Below are 23004 nucleotides of genomic sequence, written 5' to 3'. Positions count from 1 at the left end.
CTCCCTTTGTTGTGTTTGTGGCGTTTGTTGTTTGCTTGATTAAGCGTTTAAATTCTAGAATCTCGACTTTATTTCGCGCGTTTTGCGTGATATTTTACGCTTAGGCTATGCCGATTCGCTGTGCCAAAAAATCATACAGATGCATAGGCTTCACACTCACGCCCTGCTTTGCCATAGCCCCTGCGATATTAAGCAAACAGCCCGCATCACCTGAAATCATATACTCCACGCCCCGCGATTGTATGTCTTGGACTTTGCGCGTAACCATTGCGTTGCTAACCTCTGGCTCTTTTACGCTAAAAGTCCCGCCAAACCCACAACACTCCTCCTCGCGCTCTAGCTCGATGAGATTGACATTTTTTAGCCCTTTTAGGATTTTTTTTGCAGATTCTATGCACTTTGCGGTGCGGAGCGCGTGGCAGTTGCTATGCCAAGTGATATTTGTGCGCTCGCCCTTATCCTCGTAAGTTACGCCCCTTGCTAGCAAGTATTCGCTTAGCTCATAGATTCTCGCGCAAAAGCCTTTTGCCCGCTCATAATGCTCGCTCCCCTCAAATAACTCCAAATAATCCACCCTCATCATTCCCGCGCAAGAGCCACTAGGCACGATGATGGGAATCTCTTCAGCGAAAAGCTCCATATTGTGCAAAGCGATTTTGCGCGTCTCATCATAATAGCCCGAATTAAAGCTAGGCTGTCCACAACAAGTCTGGTCTTTTTTAAACACCACTTGCGCACCTGCGTTTTGGAGTAGTTTTATGGCATTGACACAAGTATCGCTATATGCCGCCGTGCCGATACAAGTCGCAAAAAAATACACACGATTACTCATTTTTCTTCCTTTTATTTGTGTCTCTCAATCCTTATAGCCATTTGTTGTGGCTGGCTATAAGGCATAAGCCAAAATACAAGTGAGATTCTTGTATTAGGCAAACTCTATGGCGTTTCAACAGGCACGACATCAGGGATAATACCACCTAAGAAAAGCGAAATAATCAAAGTCCAAATGCCAATAAGGAGAATAAATCCTAGCGAATATTTAAATGTAAATCTAAACAAATCCGCCTCTTTGCCGACTAGCCCCACTGCCGCACACGCGATAGCAATACTTTGTGGGCTTATCATTTTACCGACAACCCCACCCACAGCGTTTGCCGCTAGGAATAGTGCTTCTTTTACACCAAGTGTATGTGCGGTTACTTGTTGCAATGGGCCAAAGAGTAAGTTTGCACTTGTGTCTGAACCTGTGATAAATACACCAATCCACCCAATCACAGGACTAAAGAATGCAAACGCATCGCCCGTAGCCGCAAATGCTGTGCCAAGTGTGCCACTCATACCTGAATTTTTCGCAATAAAGGCAAAAGCGACAACAAGTCCAATAGTAATACAAGGAATCGCCATTTCTTTTAATGTGTCTCCGAGTGCCTCCTCCACAACATTTGATTGTATGCGTAAGAAAAATATGCTCAGTAATGCAGCCACCAAAATCGCTGTGCCAGCCTGCAATCCAATAAAGCTAATGCTGTGCTTTATGCTCACATCATTTCCAGCACTATCAACAATGCTATTTTCTAAATTTGCAAAGACAAGTTGAATTTGACTATAATCTAACACCGCACCTTTGGCAAAAAGTGCTTTAAACCAAGGTTGAGACCACACAACAATACAAATGATAAGCAAAATAAAAGGCAACCACGCCTTAAACACTATGCCAAAACTCATCTGCTTATGTTGAGAAAAATCTTTTAAATCATCAAGGCGGAAAATATGTGTAACTTTCCAAAATTTCAAAAAGATTGTGGTGCAAGCAAGCGAAACAACCGCTGAAGCAATATCTGGCAATTCTGCACCTAAGTAATTAGAGCTATAAAACTGCGTAGCAGTGAAGCTTAGTGCTGCCACCAAAATCGCTGGAAAAGTCTCTTTTATACCTTTTACTCCGTCCATTAAAAAGACAATAAAAAACGGCACGCTTAAACTCAATGGCACAAGCATTCGCCCTATCATAGCTGCAATTTCATACTGCTCCACACCTACTAGCTTTGCCATCGCAGTAATGGGAATCCCAACCGCACCAAACGCCACAGGAGCAGTATTAGCAATCAAACAAAGTCCAGCTGCATAGAGTGGGCGAAGTCCTAAGCCCACAAGCAATGCCGCTGTAATCGCCACAGGTCCGCCAAAGCCGATTGCCCCCTCCAAAAATGAGCCAAAGCAAAAACCAATCAAAATCACTTGGATTCTGTGGTCTGGCGTGATGCTCATCACACTTTCTTTGATAATCTCAAAACTACCGCTTTTAATGGAAAGTTTGTAAAGGAAAATCGCTGCGATGATAATCCACGCTATGGGCCACATTCCGTTTGCAAAGCCTTGCAAGAAACTCGCTCCAATGAGTGAAAAAGGCATATCATAAGTAAAAAATGCCACCAAAGTCGCCACGATAACAGTGATAAATCCTGCGATATAACCTTTCATCTTGAAGGCGAGTAAGCAGAGCAAAAAGCACGCGATTGGCACAAATGCAAATAGCGCGCTAAGCCAGAGGTTGTTGAGAGGGTCGTAGTTTTGTATCCACTGCATAAAATCTCCTTGATAACAAAATATTAAAGTCTCTTAATTGTAAAAAAATATATATAAAATTTTTCTTAAATATTGTCTTAAAAATGAGAAATTGTAAAATTATCGCACTATCAAAGTTATAATTTCACAACTTTTGCTCCAAAACCACCCATTTGTGGTGGAGCATCGCCAAATTCAAGCACTTTGGGGTGAGATGATAAAAATTCGCTTACCGCTACACTTAGTCGCCCTGTGCCGATGCCGTGAGATACGAGCACTTCACTAAATCCAGCCATTAGGGCGTTTGAGAGAAAATTATCAAGTTCTTCTATCGCTTCTTCCACGCGTTTGCCGTGCAAATCAAGGTGAACACGAGCATTTTTTGGTGCAGTCGTTTTGATTTTTACTCCATTGCTTTTTACATTTTTGCCTAAAGCAAGCTCTTTGTTGTTAATCCACGCCTTTAATCCATTGTCAAACTCCACAAGAGAGGTGGAACTCTTTGTTTCTATGACTTTGGCGGTGTTTTTTTGGTATTTGACATAATCGCCCTTTTTGAAAGTATGCGAGTGTATTGTGGATATAGAAAGTTGTTGTGTATGCTGTGTGGATTGTAGAGATTCATTACGCAGGATTGTATTTGCTTTGTTAATGGCGCGGTGGATATTTTTATTGTCGTTTTCTTTCATTACTGCTTTAAGCTCATCTAGTGCGAGCTTATAAGTATTTTGTAGAGCGTTTTTACTTGCTTCTAGACTTTGTTTGTCTTTATTAAATTGCTCTTGGAGTGCATCTCTAGTCTTTTGTAGTTCATTCAACTCTAATTGTGTTTGAGCGATTTTTTGCTTCAACTCTAACTCCAACTCGCTTGAGCGTGTGATAAGCTGGCTTAATCCTTGCTTTTGCTCGCCATCAAATTCTCTTGCTTGGGCGATTATGGCGTGTGGGATTCCGTGTCTTATGGCGGTTTCATACGCGTAGCTTTTGCCTATGCACCCTTGTAAAAATTCGTAATTTGGGCGTGAGCGCATCTCATCATACAGCGCGGCGATAAGCATCACATCATCTCTGTGTGCCATAAGAGCTGCTAAGCGTTTGTGATGTGTGGTTAAGACTACTTTGCAATTTTTCTTCGCAAGAGATTGCAAAAGCACCTTATACAAACTCGCCGCCTCATCGGAATCTGTGCCTAACTCTATCTCATCAATGCCAAGTAAAAAATTATCCTTATCTAATATTTGAGAAAACTCGAGCATTCGCCCCGCGAAAGTGGAAATGTTGTTTTTGGAATTTTGTGGGTCAGAGATAATGCTAAAATATTGCTTAAATACGGGAATCTTGGATTGATGTGGGTTAATTTTAAGTGGCAAAAGATATTTGCTTAGCAAACTTGCACTAAGAACAGACTTTAAAAGCATTGTTTTACCACCCTCATTCACGCCCGTGATAATGGTAAATTTCCGCTCTAATGATAAACTTAGTGGCACGGGATTTTGTAAAATGGGGTGGCAAAATTCGCTTAAAACGCATTGTTTGCTGAGCTTATACACAAATTCTAAATTACGCTCTTTGGCGACACTTATGCGTGTATAAAGGTGGTCAAAGACATCAAATTCTTTGTTAATAAAGCGTAGGAAAAAATAATATTTTTGCAATCTCGCGCTAATTTCTTTGCACACTTCATATATCTCGCCTTGTAGTTTATCGCTAAGCGCGCTTTGCTTGGTCTTTAATTCCGCAATAGCCTTAGGGAGAATGTAGAAAAATCCGCTCCCACTGCGCGAAACGATAATGCCCTCTAACGCACGATTAAACCCAGATTTCACCAGCAAACATTCACTTTGATTGACAAAATGCAATGAATTATCTACCAAATACCCTTTGAGTGCGGGACTTGTCATAATGGTAGAAAATTCGTTTGAAATATTTTTGCCAACGCGCTTTATGGAATCTTTAAGACTATCAATATGCGGGTAGATTCCCTCTTTTATCTCGCCCTTATCGGTAAAAATAGCACAAATCTCACTCACGCCTTGAGGAATGCTTATGGAATCTAACCACGCAAAAAGTTTTGTGCTTTGGGAATTTATCGCCTTTTTAAGGTAAGCAAAATAATTCACCAATCTCACAAACTCAAAAATCTCTTCTAAGCGCAATATGCCAAACTTTTGAATATGTGCTAGGCTTAACTCAAGTGGTTTTAATGGTGGTGGTGGGGTTAAATGCAAAGATTCTAATTCTTGCAAAAAAAGTGCGTAAGTCTCTCTATCACCGCTAAATGCAAAGCTCTTTTCCCGTGCAAAAGAACTCTCAAAAAATCCAACAAACTCTCTCAAATCAAGTTTATCTATCAGTGCGTATAGGGATTCTTGCGCTTTATCCTTTGGAAGATTCTCATTTGGTTTTAGGTAATCAAGTGGAGAATCCTTTGTGCTTAAAAGATTCTCTTTATCTTGTGTGAAATCTTTGTTTATTGTGGTTGGATTGGCATTTGTGTCGTGCATTGCTTCATTAAAATCTTAATTTTTTTTGCAAATTTTCTCACTAAAGGCAAACCGCACGCCCTCATTTGGAGTGCCTTTTTTGCCTTCAAAATACTTTATACCACCATCATTTATGCTAAATCCCTCTTTTGTGATGCGCATCTCTTCGCCCAAAACTTCACAAGAAATGCTCTCTCCACGCTCAAAAGCATCTAAAATTTCATAAAACTTCTTAGAATCTTCATCTTGCAACATAGTGTAAATAGCGGTAATGACGATAAGTGCGACAAAACTTATGCCTAAAGAAATTTTATTTCTTGTGCTAATTTTTTTAGAATCTTTGGTCAAAACCACTACTAAAGCGATAAGCAAAAGAATAAATACAACAAATAAAGGATACATTTCGTGCCTCACAAAAATAGATTATAGAAATAAACCGCGCATTTTAGCAAGTTTTATCCAATAGCACAAATACAATTACTTTTCTCCACGCAACTGATAAGTAATGTCCCCAGCACCAAGACCTACGATAATGGCATTGCTTAGCGTTTGGAGTTGCTTAGAATCGTTATAAAGCACAATGTTATCATTCACGCGCTTAATGTGCGAAGCAAAAGTGGGATTATACCGAGCAAATTCTTTTGACATATCGATTTGTATTTCACTCTCTCCAGCACGCCAAACAGGCAAAATAACAAGTCTATCACAATGCGTAAAACATTCCTTAAAACTCTCTAAATTGCTTAAAAGTCGCGAATATTTGTGTGGTTGCCAAATAGCGATAATTTCTTTGGGAGTGCTTGATAACAATTTGGCATAAATTTGCACACTTTGCAAAGTCGCAAGGATTTCTGTGGGGTGATGGGCATAATCATCAATAATGATATTATCCTCACGCGCAATAATATCAAATCGTTTTTTAATGCCCTTAAAGTTTTTAAGATTCATAGCAATTTCTTGCACACTTTTACCCTCTTGTAGCGCACACAAAATTGCCAATGAAGCATTAAGCGCGATATGATTCCCAAATCCATACACTTCAAAAGTGCCTAAGTCTTTAAGATTAAAGCGTGTGTATGGTTGGTTGTTTTGTAAAAAATATTCAATGTGGCTAATATCCTTGCTTGGATAAAGTTTCACGCAAGGGAGACAACACTTAGAGAGAAACGAATCTTCAGCGTTAATGACACACACCTTTGCCATTTGCAAAAAATCATTATATGCACCATAAAATTCATCTAAATTATAGTGATAAGTTTCCATATGTTCGGGTTCAGCATTTGGAATGATTGCATAATAAGGATTTGAGTTTAAAAAACTTCTATCAGATTCATCAGCTTCAAAGATGAGATTCTCACTTGCCACTGCGCGCACATTTGAGCCAAACTCTTTAGAATCTGCGCCAATAATCGCCCCACTTTGCGCAAAAATACTCGCAAGCATAGCACTTGTAGTGCTTTTACCGTGCGCTCCACACACGCTAAAGACCTTTTTGTCTTTTAAGATAAACTCTAAGGCTTGAGCGCGAGAGAGCACTTTAATGCCAAGCTCCTTAGCACGCAAGATTTCGATATTATCAGACTTGATAATGGCTGAATGAATGACAACGTCTTGATTGGTTATGCACTCCTTGTTATGGGGGATTGTAATGGATACTCCAAGTGCCTTTAATCCCTTTATTGCGCTTCCTTCTGCAATATCTGAGCCACTTACTTCTATGCCTTGCGCAAGACAAAAGCGAGCCAATCCAGAAATCCCAATCCCACCAATACCGATAAAGTGAATCTTCATTTATGATTCTCCATTGTATTAAACTCCTCTAAGGCAATTTTCACGCGCTCTAACGCCTCTTTGATAACTGCACTTTCATACACCAAAGCCAAACGCACAAATCCAGCTCCAGCACCTTGCCTACCTAAAAAACTTCCCGGCAATACTTTGAGGTTTTGTGTTTGATAGACAAATTGCGCAAACGACACATCATCACCCAAAATTTGAGAATCCTCGCTCACACGAAGCCACACATAAAAGGTATAAGGGCTCACATCGATATGGGGAAACATCGCTTTGGCAATCCCTAAATTCTTTGCATAAATTGTCCGACTATGCGCAGGATTGTTAAAATCTCTCCAAGCTAACGCGCTTGCCTTTTGCAATGGCAATGGAATAGCACAACCCACATAAGTGCGATACAGCCCATAACCTTGCAAAATTTCACTATCCCCAGCAATAAATCCACTTCTAAGTCCGGGTGCGCTGGAACGCTTTGAGATTGAGTTAATGGCTAAAATATTTTTAAAATTTTTGTTACCACATTGATAACTTGCCTCTAAAATACTTGCGGGTTTGCAATCTACATAAATCTCACTATAACACTCATCACTGATAATCACAAAGTTATACTCTATGGCTTTTTGCACCCAATCTTGCAATTCTTGTAGGCTTAAAATAGCTCCTGTTGGATTGTTTGGTGAATTTAAAATCACCAAATCCACCTCTTTTAACTGCTCTTTAGTAAGTGTTGGCTTAAACCCATTAACACTATTTAATTCCATTAACACGGTCCTTGCCCTTGAGGCAATGGCTGCGCCCTCATAAATTTGGTAAAATGGATTTGGATAAGCGATTGTTGGATTTGACACACCATAAAGATAAAACTGCGGAAAATTAAAAAGCACTTCTCTTGTGCCAAAAGTAGGGATTATTTGTGTTTTATCGAGTGTGAGGTTATAGCGATTAGCGATAAAAAAAAGTTGAGAATCTTTTAAAAAATCCTCCCCCCCAGATTTGGGATATTTATTGAGTAATGCGACATTGCAAGTAAGCTCATCAAGGATATTTTTAGGCGTATCAAATTGTGGCTCGCCTATGGTAAGGGTGATAGGGCTCTTTTCTTGTGAGGGAGTAATAGAATTTAAAAGAGTGGAGAGCTTTTCAAATGGGTATTGTTCAAAACTATTTAACATCGAATTTCCTTGAATTGATAGGGCTAAATCGGCGCACTCAAAATAAAATAAACACTTTTATAATAGCATAAACATTCAAATTATCCAAAACACAATGCGTTAAATCCCTATAAGATTCTCGTGTGTATCGATATTTTTAGGCGTTTTGCAAAACAAATATTGATTTTTAACTAAAACATTGCTACAATTTTGCCTTTTATATTCACGCGGGAATAGCTCAGTGGTAGAGCACGACCTTGCCAAGGTCGGGGCCGCGGGTTCGATCCCCGTTTCCCGCTCCATAATGCGGTATTTCTTTCGCATTTATAGATTCTATTAAGTTTTGCTAATTTTCTTAAACAAGCCGCCCGGGTGGTGAAATTGGTAGACACAAGGGACTTAAAATCCCTCGGACATTGCGTCTGTACCGGTTCAAGTCCGGTCTCGGGCACCACTGGGATGGGCAATAGAATCTGTTGTGTTAAACATTATGGCGACATAGCCAAGTGGTAAGGCAAGGGCCTGCAAAGCCTTGATTCCCCGGTTCAAATCCGGGTGTCGCCTCCATATTTACGCACACATTCGGGAGATGGCTGAGTGGTCGAAAGCGGCGGTCTTGAAAACCGTTGAGGGTAACACCTCCGGGGGTTCGAATCCCTCTCTCCCGGCCACTCCCTAAATACAACATAAAATCAATAAACTCTATTACTTAAGGAATTATTTTTGAGAGATATAAAAATATTGAGACTTTTTTGGCTTATATGCAGTGTTGGCATTATTGCCATTGGTGTAGCGTGCATTTGTTTCCCACTTAAGACAATGCTTGCTATAAGCTACCTTGCAGCCATAGTCATACTTTCATTTGGTATTGGAAGCATATATTATTTTTTTGTAAGCTACAATCGCTCTAATTTCGTGCTCTTTGATGGTATCGTTTCGATTGCATTAGCCATTGTTTTAATGTTTGGAAATGAATACATTGGAGAGCACTTTATCCCTTATATTGTCGCATTTTGGGTGATTTTTAAAGGTGGAGTATGGGCGGTGTTGGCAGTGAGGATTAAGGCAATAAGCCCAAATACATTTTTATATATGCTTGCTTTTGGTGTATTTTGTGTAATTTTAGGCATTATATTTATCATCAAACCTGAAATATTAGCATTTTTGTTAAGTTTCGTGCTAGGGATTGGGCTTATAATCTTTGGCATAGGCACGCTGGTATTTTGGAAAATATCAAACATAACATAAGAACAATTTTTGCATACACAAAGATTTAGTGTCAAAACGGCTCTTTAATTAAGGAGGAAAAATTGAGAGAAATTGTATTAGTGGGAACAAAACCTCATAGTGAGCTAAAAAGCATTGTTGTGAGTGAAATTACAATAAATGAGATTCCAAAAGATATTTTGCAAGATAGAGATTGCCTTATTTTTACCTCGCGTTATGCTATCAGTGCGCTTGCTAAAAGCGCGCAACATTGCCAAGAATTAAGCAAATGGGTTAGTATGCCAAGCTATGTCATCGGCGGTAGTAGTGCGAAACGACTAGAAGAATGCAATGCAAATGTTGCATTTATCGGCAGTGATGCACACGGAGCAAATTTCGCCCAAGAGTTAGTTGAAAAACTCCAAGACAAACACCCTCTTTATTTACGCGCAGAGCGCATTGTGTCTCATCTTAATGAAAAACTCATTGAAGCAAAAATTGACTTAAAAGAGTGTATAGCATATAGCAACCAACCAAAAAATCTCGATTCTTCTCTAAAGCCAGCGAGCAATTCTGTGCTAATTTTCACTGCGCCAAGCGCATATCAAAGTTTTAAGCAAAATTTTGGTTGGGATGGAAATTATGTGGCAGTGGCGATTGGTATGACGACTTTTAGTGCGTTTGATAGCGATGTGATGGGGTTTGTAAGCCAAATCCAAAGTATCGAGGGTTGCATCACATTGGCAAAAGACTTAGCCCAAAGCCTACCATAAAAACAGAATTTCATTTATTCTACAATCTGCACTTCGCATTCTAAGGCGATACCAAACTCCTCAAATACACGCTTTTTTGCCAAATTGATTAGCTCTATTGCTTGAGAGAATGTGCCTCCGCCAAGATTGACTAAGAAATTTGCGTGATTCTCGCTCAATCCTACCCCACCGATACAAAATCCCCTTAATCCAACAGATTCCAAAAGTCTGCCTGCAAAATCCCCTTGTGGATTCTTAAAGCAACTTCCACAACTTGGCTTTTTGGGGTGTTTAGCGCGAATACTCTCAAATCCACCTACCAAGTCCATATTAAAGCCTTTATTTTTTTTCACCTTTGCCGAGATGATACACCCACAAATCCCGCTATATCGATAGCCAAACGCAATGTCTTCACAATCCACCCATTCTCCATTGATATTCACAGATTCCAACACATTAGCAATTTCATATATTTTTCCATCAGTTCCTTTTAATCCCGCATTCATCTTAATAATCCCACCAAGAGAGCCCGGTAACCCACATAAAAACTCTAATCCACCGAGATTTTGCTGTTTGCAAAAGTTATATATCTTTGATGCGCTTGTGAATGCACCAATCTCTAAATAATCTTCATACAAATCAATAGACGCAAATTCTTTGCTTAAAAATGCTAAGTTTTTTGCGTTTGGCGAAATAAGCAAGTTATTTGCCTTTCCTATGAGATTTGAGGCTTGTGTGTGAGTATTATCACTAATGAAGCCAAGTGAAACAAGGTCTTGCCTTAAAGTGTGCTTCTCTATCACACTCACTTGCAAGGGTGCGCCAATGCGAAGGCTTGAATAGGTAGAAAAATCAATACAAACTTCGCGCATTAAAACTTAATGTCTTTAATCATATTAAGTAACATAGTCGCATAATCTGTAACCATACCAATCATCCACGGCATTGTAAAGATGATAACCGCCACAACTGCGAGAATCTTAGGCACGAAGCTCAATGTCATTTCGTTAATTTGTGTGGTCGCCTGAAATATACTTACCAAAAGCCCCACAATAAGCCCAGCTAAAAGCATAGGGAGTGAAAGAATAAGTGTGAGTTTATAAGTTTGAATTGCCAAAGACATTAGTTGTGATTCCATTCATCGTCCTTTATCCATAAATTTAGCATTCATTTGGCGAGAAGGCGAGAGAATCGAACTCCCCAAAAGCTAGACACCTAGCCTTTCATTAGGTTTGAAGCCTAAGGCGCACACCAGCACACTTGCCTCCCAATCTCTAAGCCATTCAATACACCTCTTAAAGATTCCAAAAAAGGAATCCTAAGTGCTATAATACCATAAATTATTTTAAATCAAGGCATAGGTGATGCACACACAACAAAACCAAATGAGACTTTTACCAAAGGTGGATTGCTTACTTCATTTAGAGATTTTTCACGCGTGCAATAAAGACACTCTAAAGCCCATTATCCATAAACATTTAGATGCATTAAGAGTAGGCATAAAGTCCAATAACATAGATTGCTTAGAGGAAGTCCTCCAATCTTTGCCAAATGCCATTAAGCGCGAATATGATTCTATCCTTGCTCCAAGTCTTGTGCCCGTAGTGAATGCCACAGGCGTAGTTTTACAGACAAATTTAGGACGCAGTGTGTTTGATACTGCCATCATAGAGCGTGTAATACCACTGCTTGCGCGTTATAGCACGCTAGAATACGACCTTGCAAAAGGCGAGCGTGCGAGTCGCTATATGCACGCAAACGCGCTATTAAAGGCTCTTTTTGGCGAGGAATATGAATTTTTACTTGTGAATAACAATGCAGCAGCGGTATTGCTTGTTTTGCAAACTTTTGCTCAAGGCAAAGAAGTTATTATTTCGCGCGGGGAGCTTGTAGAAATTGGCGGGGCGTTTAGAATCCCAGAGGTGATGAAATGTGCAGGGTGCATTTTGCGTGAAGTGGGCGCGACCAACAAAACACATTTGCAAGACTACCAAAACGCCATAAATGAGCAAAGTGCAATTATTATGAAAGCACACCAAAGTAATTTCGCGCAAGTTGGCTTTTGTGCGCAAGTCTCAATGCAAGAAATAACCACGCTGGCACAAGAAAATGGGTTGATTGATTATTATGATGTTGGCAGTGGATTTGCGGGGGTGGAGTTTGATGACACAGATTCTAAATTTGTAAAAAATTTGCACACCAAAGAGCCAAGTTTAAAAGAGATTTTCGCACTCAAGCCTTCGCTTGTGAGCTTTAGCGGAGATAAGCTCTTTGGAAGTGCGCAAGTGGGAATCATCGCTGGCAGAAAAGATTTGATTGAGAATCTTAAGAGCAATCATCTTTTGCGTGCCTTGCGTGTAGATAAACTCTGCATAAGCACCTTGCAAGCGACCTTAGAGCTTTATATCAAACGAGAGTTAGATAAAATTCCTACTCTTGCGATGCTTCATTGCTCGCTAGATTCCTTGCAAAATCGTGCAAATACCTTTATAACAATGCTCAACCAAGCTGATTTAAGCAGTTTTAGCTTTGAGCTACTTGAGCTAGATTCTGTGGCTGGTGGTGGGAGTTTGCCTGATAATACTTTTAAAAGCTATGGCATTGGGATTAAGACTAAAGCTATGAGCGCGGCACATTTAGAATCAATATTACGAAAAGAATTTTTTATTATCACAAGGGTTTTTAAACAGCTTGTAGCTATCGATATGCGCACATTGCTTCAAGGCGATGAGAATCAAATCGTGCAATCGCTAAAAAGCATTCAAAAGCAATTAGATAAATCCGCCACGCCAAAGCACACAAAGATTGTTAAATGAATACCCAAATGCCAAATACCTCTAATAATGACATTATCGTGGGGTTAGCGGGGCATATCGACCACGGCAAGACTTCTCTTATCCGCGCACTTAATGGCTTTGATGGTGATAGTTTGGAAGAGGAAAAAAAACGAGGTATTACCCTTGATTTAAGTTTTTCACATCTTAATCTTTCATCGCGTAATGTCGCCTTTATCGATGTGCCCGGACACGAAAAGCTAGTAAAAAATATGATTGCTGGGGCATTTGGTTTTGATATATTGCTTCTTGTGGTGGCGAGCGATGATGGACTTATGCCACAGAGCTTTGAACATCTACAAATCGCAGATATGCTTGGAATCAAGCATTGCATTTGTGTGCTTAGCAAGGTAGATAAGGCTTCTAGCGAGTTGGTGCAAAGGCGCAAAAAAGAAATTACACAAGCCTTTAAAGATTTACATATCCGCTTGGAGGGCATTTTTGAGTTTAGTATATTTGATAGCAATAACAAACCATATCCACAGCCTACGCCAAATACACACAATCCCAACCCTTACACAAACGATATTATAGAATTTTTGCGTTCTTATCAAAAGCCACAAAGACACGACTTTGGTATGGTTGTATATTACATTGATAGAGTGTTTAGCATTAGCGGAGCTGGGTGTGTATGCACGGGCACGCTTGCAAGTGGAAGTATCAAAAATGGCGATAGCGTCTTTGTATGCGAATTGCAAAAAGAGCTTATCGTGCGCTCATTGCAAATCCACGACACACCTCAAGAAATCGCTTCTCCATCACATCGTGTAGCACTTAATCTTGCTAACATTCAAGCCGATGAGCTAAAACGCGGCTTTTTAATCTCACAAAAAGGCTTTATTCGCGGTTCTTGTTATATTGATGTCAAGTTACGCCCATTTAATGCAAACAATCTCGCTTCAAATACCACTTATCAGCTCTACATTGGCACAAAACGCATTAGCGTGAAACTAAATATTTTAGAATCTAAACAGAGTGAAACCTTTGCCCAACTAAGCTCAAAAACACCAATTTTTAGCCTTTTCCAACAACATATCATCATTCGCGATGGCAATGAAAGCATCGCTGGAGGAATCGTGCTTAATCCCATTAGCGACCCTATCAAAAGAAAACAAAAAATCTCGCTCCTTCACGCGCTCGATTCTCACAACTTTATCCAAGCCTTTGAAATCCTCGCAAAAATCCATAAAAAAGGTTTTGGCGTAGTGAGCTCTACACAGCGATTTGGACTAAGCCATACACAAGCTATTGGCATTATGGAGGAGTTACAAAGCACCAAAGAGAGTATATTTTTTGACAAAAGAGATTTAGTCGCCTACCCCATTAGCCAGCTTGAATATCTAAAAAATGAAATCTTAAATGTTTTTAGCAAAAATAAAAACGCCCTCCTTTCAGCAAAAAGCCTGCAAATCAAGCATAAATGGGCGAGTATAGAATTTTTACAAAAAGCACTTGATGAGCTTGTAGCTGAAAAATTTATCAAAAAACAAGAATCTCTCTACTTAGTAAAAAACAATGAAATACACAACATCAAAGATTTTTTGCAAAAAGAAATTTTACACATTTTACAACACCAAAAATTCACTCCCCCTGCGCCATACAATATATATGACAGCCTAGACATTGATAGAGCCACAGGCGATAGCGCACTCAAAGCATTAAGTAAATCACAAAAGGTCGTAAGAATAGCGCACAATCTTTTTATTGAATCGAACGCACTTAATGAAGTGATAAATACAATGCGCCAAATTCTTAACACCAATGGTTATATTGACATTACGCTATTAAAAGAAAAGCTCCCACTAAGTCGCAAATATTTAATCAATTATTTAGAATACTTGGATAATTTTAATGATATTGTGCGAGAGGGTGATAAACGCATTTCACGCTTTAATGCTAAAAATTAGGAGGCGATAATGACACACTTAGATTACTTTGCTAACTACCCACTGCATAGACAAGCCTATGACATATTGAGTGCTACTAAACTTCCTAACACAAATCCCTTTAGCCTTGCAGATTCTAAGCATACTAAAGCCCAACTTGAGATTTTGCAAGCATTTTTTGGAGTGGAATTCGTGCAGTTTTTTGGTTGCACGACAGAAGATTTTGTTACGCTTTTTTTAAAATTACACAACAATGACATCTTTTTAATGCCAAGTTTCTCTCAACAAGCCTACAAAAGTTTTGACCTCATCGCAGATATTCATAAAATTAACGCTAATGATTTGGCGCATTTCACGCGCAAAAACACACAAAAACCTTGCTATATATTTCTGCCCTATATCAATGAAGATATTTTGAGTTATAACGATTTTGGTGGCATTACACAGAGATTAGATTCTCTTAATGCGGTGTTGTTCGTAGAGATTTCTCGTTTGTTACAAAATGCTAATTTGCATTCACTTCAAGCACTCCAAAAACTCCACCACAAACGCATAGCTTTGGTGCTTAACGCAGAAAACATTGGATTGCCTAGACGATATGGCATTATCGCACATTCGCTCCCAGAGCTTAGCCAATCTTTAGATTCTCTTGTGCCAAATGGCTTTTTTGAAGCACTCAATCTCTGCTTGCAAGACATTGCTAAAAATAATGCCTTGCGTGATTATCTTGCCACTTTCCCAAATGTGCCATTTTATGAAACCCTGCAAAATGAACTCAAGCAAAGCGTGAATCTTTTTGCCCCTCTTGCATCTTGTCCGTCAAATGCGCTAGCTTTGAGACTTTTTGGAGCAAAGGCACGCGTGCTAGCACAAAATTTACTCATTGAAAATGTAAGTGTTATCAACGGACAAGAATGTCTGCTTGGGAACTTTAAACCATCATTTGTGCTTGGCGAAATGGGCTATAGCGAAAATGAATGTCGCGAGCTTTTAAGCATTTCTTTTGTGCATTTGGATAAAGACACATTGCAAGAATGCGCTAGAAAAATTGCTCGTGCCTACAATAGCTTTAAAGCATTGGGAATCTAAGCTAAAAATCCGATGCTTTGGGCGAATTTGACTTCCTCCGCGCTCTTAATGCTTGGTGTAAAATCCTCGATAAAAAGCACTATGGTTGAGCCCATTTGAAACATTCCTAGCTCCTCACCCTTGCGCACTTTTTTTGGGCTTGCATACGCATAGGTTTCATTATATCGTCTTGCGTTTGTTTGGATTTTTGGCTCACAATGAAAGATGATAGAGCCCACATTAAGCGCACCCACCGCGACAAAGTAAAGAATCTTTTGGTTTGGCATTTTTGCTTTTAGCACCACGCGTTCATTGCGGATAAAGAGATGGGCATTTTTATGCAAAGATGACATATTCACGGGCATCAAATCCCCTCCAAAATAACGCAACTCCATAATCTCCAAATCACAAGGAGCGTGATAGCGATGATAATCTTTTGGAGAAAGATAGAGGTTGATATAAAACATTTCTTTTGATAATGTCTCGCCCAAAAGCTCCTCGACACTATATTGCATTCCTTTAATTTGTAACGCCTTTTTCTCCTTGCTTACACCTAATTCCGTAATAAGAGAATCTGATGGGGAAATAAGCACATTGGCACTTCCATCAAAGATTCTATTGTGTTTAAGTTTCCTTGTAAAAAGTGCGTTAAGCGTTGGATAAGATGTGCTTTCAAACTCGCTCAAATCAATACTAAAAATGGCGACATATACGCTATTGATAAAATTTTGGATAGGGGTAGGAAATCGTGTATGTGCAAAGCAACCAAACAAACGCGAAAAAAAATTATTCATCACACACTCTCTTTTGCGCCTTTAGAATCTAAATGCAACACTCTTTTACCACGAATGGCAAACGCATAAAACAACGGCGTGTTGCAAAGATTGGACATAACTTTAATAGCATAATCACTAAAGACCATAGCAACAATCTCTCCCTCTGGTTTAATAAACAAATATGCGATATGGAAAAATATCAGCGTATCAATAAATTGGGAAAATAAACTCGCGCCATTATTACGCAAATACCATATTTTTGGAAATTTGCGCTTAAGATAATAAAACACAAAAACATCAAGCACTTGGGCACAACAAAATCCACACACGCTCGCACACGCAATGCGAAATTCTGCAAGTAAAATACTTGGCACAAAGGCAAGAGCAAGCCCTAACCAAAGTGTTTTAAGCACATTTGAACGCGGATATTTTTCGCTTAAAATATTCATTAGCAAAAAGCTCAATGGATAAGTGAGCGCACCGAAAGTAAGAGGCGTGTTAAAAATATTATACTGCACGCTGAAATTTGCTAACACGATAATGCAAGCAAAGCCAAAAGAAGCAAGTATAAATTGTGCTGTATTCATTGTCTTTTGAGAATACAAAGAATCTGCAAACATTTCCCCACCTTATATTGCCTGCAGGGATTGCCCTGCAATGTTGTGATTATTCTTGAGCGTTAAGTTTTTTATACAAAAGCACACCGATTCTATTTGCCAAACGCGTGGTATCAGCATTCTTAGAAGATTCTCTAAATTCCTCCACAAAAGTAGCATTGTCATTACAATCTACAATCTTAATCTCCGCGCTCATTTCGTTATAAGAAAGAGTGAATGAAACAAAAGCCTTTTGGCTTGCCTTAGAATCTAAGCGGTAAAATTTCACCAACTCCTTTTGCAAGGCATTTTTAAGCTCTCTGCCACCTTGTTTGCTCTCTTCGTTGATGAGAAGGGCAATCTTTGGCTTTGGTGAATTACGCTCAAATATATCGCTGTATTCCAAAAATGACAACCCGCTACTACCAAGCGCACTAAGATAGCCCTGTGTTTGTGCTTGTCTTGCGAGCTCCATTTTTAGTGCGTTGTGCTGAGTGAGCGAAATATCATCGCATTGGATATTAAGTGCTTGGAGTTTTTGAATGGACTTTTTGTTCTCTTCTTTAAGCTGATTGATAAAATCGCTTTTGGCAATATGCGCACGCACAAAATATGTATTGTCGTGGGTTTGCACTTTATAGTTGATATTTCGCAGTGTAGTGCGGGCAGTTTCTTTGCTAATATTTTCTTTAATGCTATTAGATTCTCTACCATCGCTAAAGCTACTTGATACATTTGTTTTTGATTGAATCCCAACCATAAGGGTGGAAAGCATATCGCTTAATGCCATATCTTTGGCTCTTTGCAAATCCTTATTGCTCCCCACACCGTAGAGATTTTTTTCATCACTAGCGGAGTTATAAAACCAGCTTGGCACACCAGAACCCCCAGCACACGCCACAAACAACAAACCCACAAATAATGAACAAACAATGTTATTTCGCATATTGCCTACCAGCTCACTGATTTATTTGACCCAAGTTTAATGATATTGACTTCTTCGTCCCAAATCACCTCTCCTGTGGCTAAATCAAGCAATGTAAGTAAGAAAAAGTAATCCGTGCGTTGCTTGCTTCCCTTTACGCGGACATTTTTTTGATAAATTTTGCCAGAAAGTGAAAGTTGCGCGCCTTTGAGTTGCCCTTTTTCAATGACTGAGTATTGGTCGTATTCGTCATTGTCTCTTGTGGTTTTTCGCACTCTATTTACCATTTTATCTTGTTGTGCGCCTGAGCCAGCGAGGGCTAATGAAAGTTTGAACTTCCCGCTATTTCGCATATCACGCGCTACTTTACGACTTAATTGCTCCACATCAATAGTCTGCATTGTATCATTTATAATGTCTGAAATCACAAGCACTTTTGGGCTTTTAATCTTTTGGACATAATCACTCTCCAAAAGCGAGGCTACGCTTTTTTGCGCTACACTTTCAATATCGTGGTAATCAAGCCCCATACTTGTATAAGACTTAGAATCAGCCGTATCTATATATGTAGGCTCACCACACGCGCTAAAAGCAAGCACCATCATACTTGCACAAAAAATCTTTACACCACTTATTAGCTCTTTAGTTGTTAATGTTTTCATTTGTGTTCCTTTGTTTTGATTGAATTAGCACCACGCAGAATCTGATAACTCAAATCCTTTTGTCGTAACCGAATGTATAGAATATTATCACTTTTTTGACACAAAACCAAATTATTTGGTGTATTACATTCTTCATTGATAGCAAAACGCAACAATGTGTGAAAAGCAAATAACTCATAATTTCCCACTTCATTAGGGATACGAAGCGCATACACTTTGTTTGGGAGCACACTTGAGATTCTCACATCTGCTGAAGTGCTCACCGCTGAATATATCACTCCAGCAAGCAACCCATACGCTCCAGCTTGCTCTTGGAGGACAGACTGCGTAATAGCCTTAAGTATAGCCGAACTCATCGCACGCGTAAGCACAAATGGTAATTGCTCGTGAAATTCATTAGTAATAATGCCCTCTACATTGGCGATAAGCGAGGCTTTTTTGTTTAGAGATTCTCCCCTCACGCCAAGCCCTATATGAAAATCCTCTCCATCTAGCAATGCTGGCACAGAAACTCCTACATGCAAGACATTGCTACTTACCAAATACGCTGGGAAATCGAGCGAAACATCTTCTTTTTGTGGGCTTTTGCCATCTTCGATGATAAGCCAAGTATAAGTAGTCTTATCGCCCTTTTGTCTAGCCCTTAGCGCGCTAATATCCTCATCAATAACTTCTGCTTGTGTCATTCCATAGGCTTGCTTGTATAAATCAAGCGATTTCGCATAATCTGATTCCAAAAAGAAAAATAACCCAGAAACATAACTTACCGCAGGATTGATGAAATTATTATACGCCTTAAAATCTCGTAATTTTGCGTATTGATTGCCAAGCTGTGATTGAAGAGCACCCTGTGTGGCAGATTGATTCACTTTAGCCATAGTATCAGAATCTTCTTCTTGTTGTTTTTGCAGGGCTCGCTGAATGTCCTTTCGATAATAATCTTTTGCACGCCGTTGTCTATCATTGGCGCGGTTAAACTCTACGCGAGCAAGTGCATTGTTGCCACTTTGCATCGCTAGCAGTGCTTTATAATAATTCATTAGCACGCCCTCATAGATGTTTCCGCGATAAGTTTTGACATTTTCATTTACCACCACTGCGCCTACATTACTAAATATCCCAGAGAGCAAGCCCTGCGCTTCATATTGGCTAAAGACTTGTTCGGTAGATTCTAGCACATTAAAGCTCTCTTTATTGCCAAGCTGGATTCCCGTAACGCCCGCTTGAAACCCCCATAACACAGAATCATCGTTTTTTACCGCTCTTTTATGAGCGAAGTCATAAGCACTCTGCAAATGTCCGCCATAATACTTTTTGTTAAATTCCTCCATTGTGCCTTTGTGCGAGCATCCATTAAAAACCCAAATAACAAGGACAATGCTACTAAGCAAAAGTGTGTTTTTCATTATGTAATAATCCTTAGATTCTAGGAATGTTAAAATATTTTGCTGTGATAAAAATACGCGAATTGTAACATTTTGTTTGTAAAATTTCAATCAAAAATTATTTGAATATTTTAGGCTATAATTGCCAAAACTTTCAACAAAGGCTTAACCTAATGTATATACAACGCGTGAATGAAGCTATACAAGCCATAAGGCAAGGCGAGATAATTATCATAATGGACGATGAAGATAGAGAAAATGAGGGCGATTTGGTTATGGCAGGGATTTTTAGCACTGCTGAGAAAATCAACTTTATGGCGACAGAAGCAAGAGGGCTTATTTGCGTCTCACTTACCAATGACATCGCCAAAAAGCTAGATTTAGAGCCAATGGTAGAATCCAATAGCTCTAACCACGAAACCGCCTTTACCATTTCTATTGATGCGGCAAGCGCAAAAACGGGAATCTCCGCCCAAGAGAGAAATTTAACCATTCAACTTATGTGCCAAGAGCACACAACTCCAAAAGACTTCGTGCGACCCGGACATATATTTCCTCTCATCGCCAAAAATGGTGGCGTGCTCGTGCGCACAGGACACACAGAGGCAAGTGTGGATATTTGCACTTTAGCGGGGTTGAAACCTATTAGTGTCATTTGCGAAATTATGAAAGCCGATGGACAAATGGCACGCAACAACGACCTTATAGCATTTGCCAAGAAACACAATCTAAAGATTCTCTATGTCTCTGATGTGATTCAATATCGCTTGCAATATGAAAAACTTATTTGCTTAGAATCAAAACAAGAATCTCATTTGCTTGATAACCCTTGTCAAAAACTTGTCTTTTTAGACCACCAAAAAAACCGCCACATCGTGTATGCCTTTTCCCACAATCTTAATAATCCGCTCATTTATTTTCATAAAATTAAGCAAGATTGTGAGTATTTTGAGAATCCTCTTAACGCACACCAGAGCTTTATGCAAAGCTTACAAATGCTAAAAGATGAGGGTGGATATTTGATTTGTCTTAGCACGCAACCCCACCAAGATTTAAAAACACTTGGCATTGGTGCGCAAATTTTGCGTGAAATGGGGATTGAGCAATTTCGTTTATTGCATAATGAAGATTCCCAAAGTGCGTTACATAACTTTAGCGGGATTAGTGGATTTAATCTTAACTTAACCCAAAGAGTGCTTCCTAAACAGAAGTAAGAAATTATACTCTATCCAAAAAGCCATCTTTTGGCAAAAAAAGTGAGATATTTTTAGGCAAAAAGTTTAATAAACGAGTAAAAAATATCTTATGTGCAAACATATCACCACAAAGCAACACACCAAAATCCTCCCCAAAAGCATAATTTACCTGCATATCACGCACCATAGTGGCTAAAAACTCACAAAAACTATCAATAAACCCATAAGCTAAAATGGCATTCTCCATTCCAGCGCATTTAAAGCTCATAGAAGAGCGAAAGATTCTAGGATAATCAAGGCGCAGTGCATTGCCCTCTCGCAAAAGATGATAATCAATGCGCGGTCCCTTTTGATGGACAAATTCATTGGCATTGGCAATGAGATTCTTGCTTGTGCGCGAGAGAACTTGCAAAAGATTGTTTTCCTTTGGCACTTCATCACTCATCTCAAGCAAAAGTGCTGCAATGCCAAAAATATGGATAAAGTTTTCACTCATCACACTTTGCTTGGAATCTAAGTGTTTTATACACTGCAAAGATACTTTTTGTTTAAAGTTTTGCACGAGCATTTCCCCGCTTTCATAATTGCTCGCAATATCATGCAAAATTTTTGCAATATTGCACTCAAAGCGTGGAATCATAATCTCTTTAAGCGAGCCTTTCTCCCCCAAAGCAATATGTGGCTCTCTTAGTAAAATCGCGCTTTTGTGCTTTGAGCTAAGATAAAAAATAAGCGTCTTGCAATCTGTTGGAACATTGTGCGAAAAAAGCTCCAAAAGACTTCTATCTCTAGCAATCGCCGTATCGATAAAAAGTCCATTTTCACTTGCGGTAATAATTTTTTGGTGTTGTTTTGAGTGATGAAAGTTTGGGATAGCTTGCTTGCTTGCCTTTGTGTGTTTATGCTCGCGGATAAAAAAATGTGTTATTTCCTTTTGCACCATTAACGCACTAAGAAGCTGCAACACACAATCATAAGGCAAAGTGCAAAGCACCAATCCAAACTCATTGAGCACAAATTGCTTGGCAAAAACTGCCTTTGGCGGAAGTCTCATTGATGGCTTCTCAAAGCTCGCCATAAGCTCACATTCGACCTTTTGGATTCTAAAAAGCGTTTGCAAGGAGCTTATATCACACACGATACATTCACTTGGCTCATCAAATGGCTCTAAACTAAGCTCTTTTAGCCCTCTTGCGCTTTGGAGTAAAATTGGTTGGCTTGCTTTATCATCTTGGAGTTGTTTAAAAATTTCTTTGACAAACGCACCTAAGTTTTTTGTGTGTTGAAGTTTCTTAGCGTAGGCAAAGACACTCACATCACCAAAGTGTTGCTCGCTTAAAAATGCTCTAATCTCATTTGGCGTGCAGTAATGCGTTTTTTTGCTCAATGCCTTAATTCGCAGGGGCTTTAGTGATTCTAACTCAAGCAAGACTTTAATCTCGCTAAAGGCAAAGTTTAATGATAATGGGAGATGCGCACTCAAAGCATCGGCAAAGCGCAACACTGCATCTTGCTGGTCGCTTTGTATGACAAAATGAAGTGAGTTTTTATCAGCATTAGAGGCTTCCTCATACACGCCATACCTATACTTTGTCTGCTTAGAATCTTTTGGTGCGAACGCTTTTGCTTGGTCTTTTAGAATCTTCACAAAAAAAGGCAAGAAAGAATGCGCTCCACAAGGAGTATATGAAAAAATAAAATCATAATACTTCATTATGCCTCTTT

At 39.3% G+C, this 23004-nt stretch carries 20 protein-coding genes and 5 tRNA genes; 10 read left to right on the top strand and 15 right to left on the bottom strand.

The genetic code is table 11. The features are described 5' to 3' along the window. Positions 1-100: 100 nt before the first annotated feature. From ACWIUJ_RS00765 to ACWIUJ_RS00740, 6 genes are all read right to left on the bottom strand, one after another. Complete coding sequence (locus ACWIUJ_RS00765; RefSeq protein WP_454168315.1) at positions 101-832, bottom strand: (Fe-S)-binding protein; 732 nt, start codon at positions 830-832, stop codon at positions 101-103. Positions 833-936: 104 nt separating this feature from the next. Further along, positions 937-2586 (bottom strand): L-lactate permease, encoded by a 1650-nt coding sequence (locus ACWIUJ_RS00760; protein ID WP_454152375.1) that lies wholly within the window; start codon positions 2584-2586, stop codon positions 937-939. 116 nt (positions 2587-2702) lie between these two features. Continuing rightward, positions 2703-5069, bottom strand: coding sequence for an endonuclease MutS2 (locus ACWIUJ_RS00755; protein ID WP_454168313.1), 2367 nt, complete (start codon positions 5067-5069; stop codon positions 2703-2705). Positions 5070-5084: 15 nt separating this feature from the next. Beyond that, positions 5085-5450 carry a hypothetical protein gene (locus tag ACWIUJ_RS00750; protein WP_454152373.1) on the bottom strand — a complete coding sequence of 122 codons (366 nt, stop codon included), beginning with the start codon at positions 5448-5450 and terminating at the stop codon, positions 5085-5087. Positions 5451-5525: 75 nt separating this feature from the next. Next, positions 5526-6839 carry a UDP-N-acetylmuramate--L-alanine ligase gene (gene murC, locus ACWIUJ_RS00745; RefSeq protein WP_454168311.1) on the bottom strand — a complete coding sequence of 438 codons (1314 nt, stop codon included), beginning with the start codon at positions 6837-6839 and terminating at the stop codon, positions 5526-5528. Continuing rightward, a complete protein-coding gene (locus ACWIUJ_RS00740) occupies positions 6836-8014 on the bottom strand; it encodes a succinyldiaminopimelate transaminase (protein WP_454168309.1) in 1179 nt (392 codons plus the stop codon). The genes murC and ACWIUJ_RS00740 overlap by 4 nt, the downstream gene beginning before the upstream one ends. Positions 8015-8220: 206 nt before the next feature. On the opposite strand from ACWIUJ_RS00740, the gene ACWIUJ_RS00735 reads away from it, so the two are divergent. The 6 genes from ACWIUJ_RS00735 (at position 8221) to ACWIUJ_RS00710 (ending at position 9972) form a co-directional block, all read left to right on the top strand. After that, positions 8221-8295 (top strand) — tRNA-Gly (locus ACWIUJ_RS00735). A 64-nt stretch (positions 8296-8359) separates the two neighbouring features. Then, positions 8360-8447: transfer RNA gene (locus ACWIUJ_RS00730), tRNA-Leu, on the top strand. Between the two features lie 38 nt (positions 8448-8485). Beyond that, a tRNA-Cys gene (locus ACWIUJ_RS00725) sits at positions 8486-8560 on the top strand. Positions 8561-8576: 16 nt separating this feature from the next. Then, positions 8577-8664 (top strand) — tRNA-Ser (locus ACWIUJ_RS00720). A gap of 52 nt (positions 8665-8716) precedes the next feature. Continuing rightward, a complete protein-coding gene (locus tag ACWIUJ_RS00715; RefSeq protein WP_454168307.1) occupies positions 8717-9241 on the top strand; it encodes a DUF308 domain-containing protein in 525 nt (174 codons plus the stop codon). 62 nt (positions 9242-9303) lie between these two features. Further along, positions 9304-9972 carry a uroporphyrinogen-III synthase gene (locus ACWIUJ_RS00710; RefSeq protein WP_454168305.1) on the top strand — a complete coding sequence of 223 codons (669 nt, stop codon included), beginning with the start codon at positions 9304-9306 and terminating at the stop codon, positions 9970-9972. 14 nt (positions 9973-9986) lie between these two features. On the opposite strand, the gene ACWIUJ_RS00705 is transcribed toward ACWIUJ_RS00710, so the two are convergent. From ACWIUJ_RS00705 to ACWIUJ_RS00695, 3 genes are all read right to left on the bottom strand, one after another. Next, entirely contained in the window at positions 9987-10823 is an 837-nt protein-coding gene (locus tag ACWIUJ_RS00705; RefSeq protein WP_454168303.1) for a UDP-N-acetylmuramate dehydrogenase, read from the bottom strand. Beyond that, positions 10823-11089: a flagellar biosynthesis protein FliQ gene (gene fliQ / locus ACWIUJ_RS00700; RefSeq protein WP_454152367.1), complete on the bottom strand. Its 267-nt coding sequence runs from the start codon at positions 11087-11089 to the stop codon at positions 10823-10825. Before fliQ ends, ACWIUJ_RS00705 begins: the two co-directional genes overlap by 1 nt. Before the next feature lie 34 nt (positions 11090-11123). Beyond that, a tRNA-Sec gene (locus ACWIUJ_RS00695) sits at positions 11124-11220 on the bottom strand. A 95-nt stretch (positions 11221-11315) separates the two neighbouring features. On the opposite strand from ACWIUJ_RS00695, the gene selA reads away from it, so the two are divergent. The 3 genes from selA to ACWIUJ_RS00680 are packed head-to-tail and all read left to right on the top strand — an operon-like array spanning position 11316 to position 15760. Beyond that, positions 11316-12767: an L-seryl-tRNA(Sec) selenium transferase gene (gene selA / locus ACWIUJ_RS00690; protein ID WP_454168301.1), complete on the top strand. Its 1452-nt coding sequence runs from the start codon at positions 11316-11318 to the stop codon at positions 12765-12767. After that, the gene (gene selB / locus ACWIUJ_RS00685) at positions 12764-14692 is read left to right on the top strand and encodes a selenocysteine-specific translation elongation factor (protein WP_454168299.1); all 1929 of its coding nucleotides are present in this window, start codon (positions 12764-12766) and stop codon (positions 14690-14692) included. The genes selA and selB overlap by 4 nt, the downstream gene beginning before the upstream one ends. Positions 14693-14701: 9 nt before the next feature. Next, complete coding sequence (locus tag ACWIUJ_RS00680) at positions 14702-15760, top strand: hypothetical protein (protein WP_454168297.1); 1059 nt, start codon at positions 14702-14704, stop codon at positions 15758-15760. Here the strand turns inward: ACWIUJ_RS00680 and ACWIUJ_RS00675 are convergent. The 5 genes from ACWIUJ_RS00675 to ACWIUJ_RS00655 are packed head-to-tail and all read right to left on the bottom strand — an operon-like array spanning position 15757 to position 20104. Continuing rightward, positions 15757-16533 carry a phosphatidylserine decarboxylase gene (locus ACWIUJ_RS00675; protein ID WP_454168295.1) on the bottom strand — a complete coding sequence of 259 codons (777 nt, stop codon included), beginning with the start codon at positions 16531-16533 and terminating at the stop codon, positions 15757-15759. The genes ACWIUJ_RS00680 and ACWIUJ_RS00675 overlap by 4 nt on opposite strands. After that, on the bottom strand, positions 16533-17135 hold the full coding sequence (locus ACWIUJ_RS00670) for a queuosine precursor transporter (protein WP_454152362.1): 603 nt from the start codon (positions 17133-17135) through the stop codon (positions 16533-16535). The genes ACWIUJ_RS00675 and ACWIUJ_RS00670 overlap by 1 nt, the downstream gene beginning before the upstream one ends. Positions 17136-17181: 46 nt before the next feature. Further along, on the bottom strand, positions 17182-18057 hold the full coding sequence (locus tag ACWIUJ_RS00665; protein ID WP_454168293.1) for an LPP20 family lipoprotein: 876 nt from the start codon (positions 18055-18057) through the stop codon (positions 17182-17184). Positions 18058-18062: 5 nt separating this feature from the next. After that, positions 18063-18698: a penicillin-binding protein activator LpoB gene (gene lpoB / locus ACWIUJ_RS00660; protein ID WP_454168291.1), complete on the bottom strand. Its 636-nt coding sequence runs from the start codon at positions 18696-18698 to the stop codon at positions 18063-18065. After that, positions 18695-20104 (bottom strand): hypothetical protein, encoded by a 1410-nt coding sequence (locus ACWIUJ_RS00655; protein ID WP_454168289.1) that lies wholly within the window; start codon positions 20102-20104, stop codon positions 18695-18697. The genes lpoB and ACWIUJ_RS00655 overlap by 4 nt, the downstream gene beginning before the upstream one ends. A gap of 152 nt (positions 20105-20256) precedes the next feature. Here ACWIUJ_RS00655 and ACWIUJ_RS00650 point away from each other — a divergent pair, with 152 nt between their 5' ends. Beyond that, positions 20257-21297, top strand: a complete 1041-nt coding sequence (locus ACWIUJ_RS00650) for a bifunctional 3,4-dihydroxy-2-butanone 4-phosphate synthase/GTP cyclohydrolase II (RefSeq protein ID WP_454168288.1) — start codon at positions 20257-20259, stop codon at positions 21295-21297. 4 nt (positions 21298-21301) lie between these two features. Here ACWIUJ_RS00650 and ACWIUJ_RS00645 read toward each other — a convergent pair whose 3' ends face one another. Continuing rightward, positions 21302-22993 carry a hypothetical protein gene (locus ACWIUJ_RS00645; RefSeq protein ID WP_454152357.1) on the bottom strand — a complete coding sequence of 564 codons (1692 nt, stop codon included), beginning with the start codon at positions 22991-22993 and terminating at the stop codon, positions 21302-21304. Positions 22994-23004: the final 11 nt, after the last annotated feature.

It is taken from the genome of Helicobacter sp. 23-1046, assembly GCF_053654635.1.
Note: the sequence above shows the minus strand (reverse complement) of the source record. Positions and strands in the feature narration are given on the sequence as shown.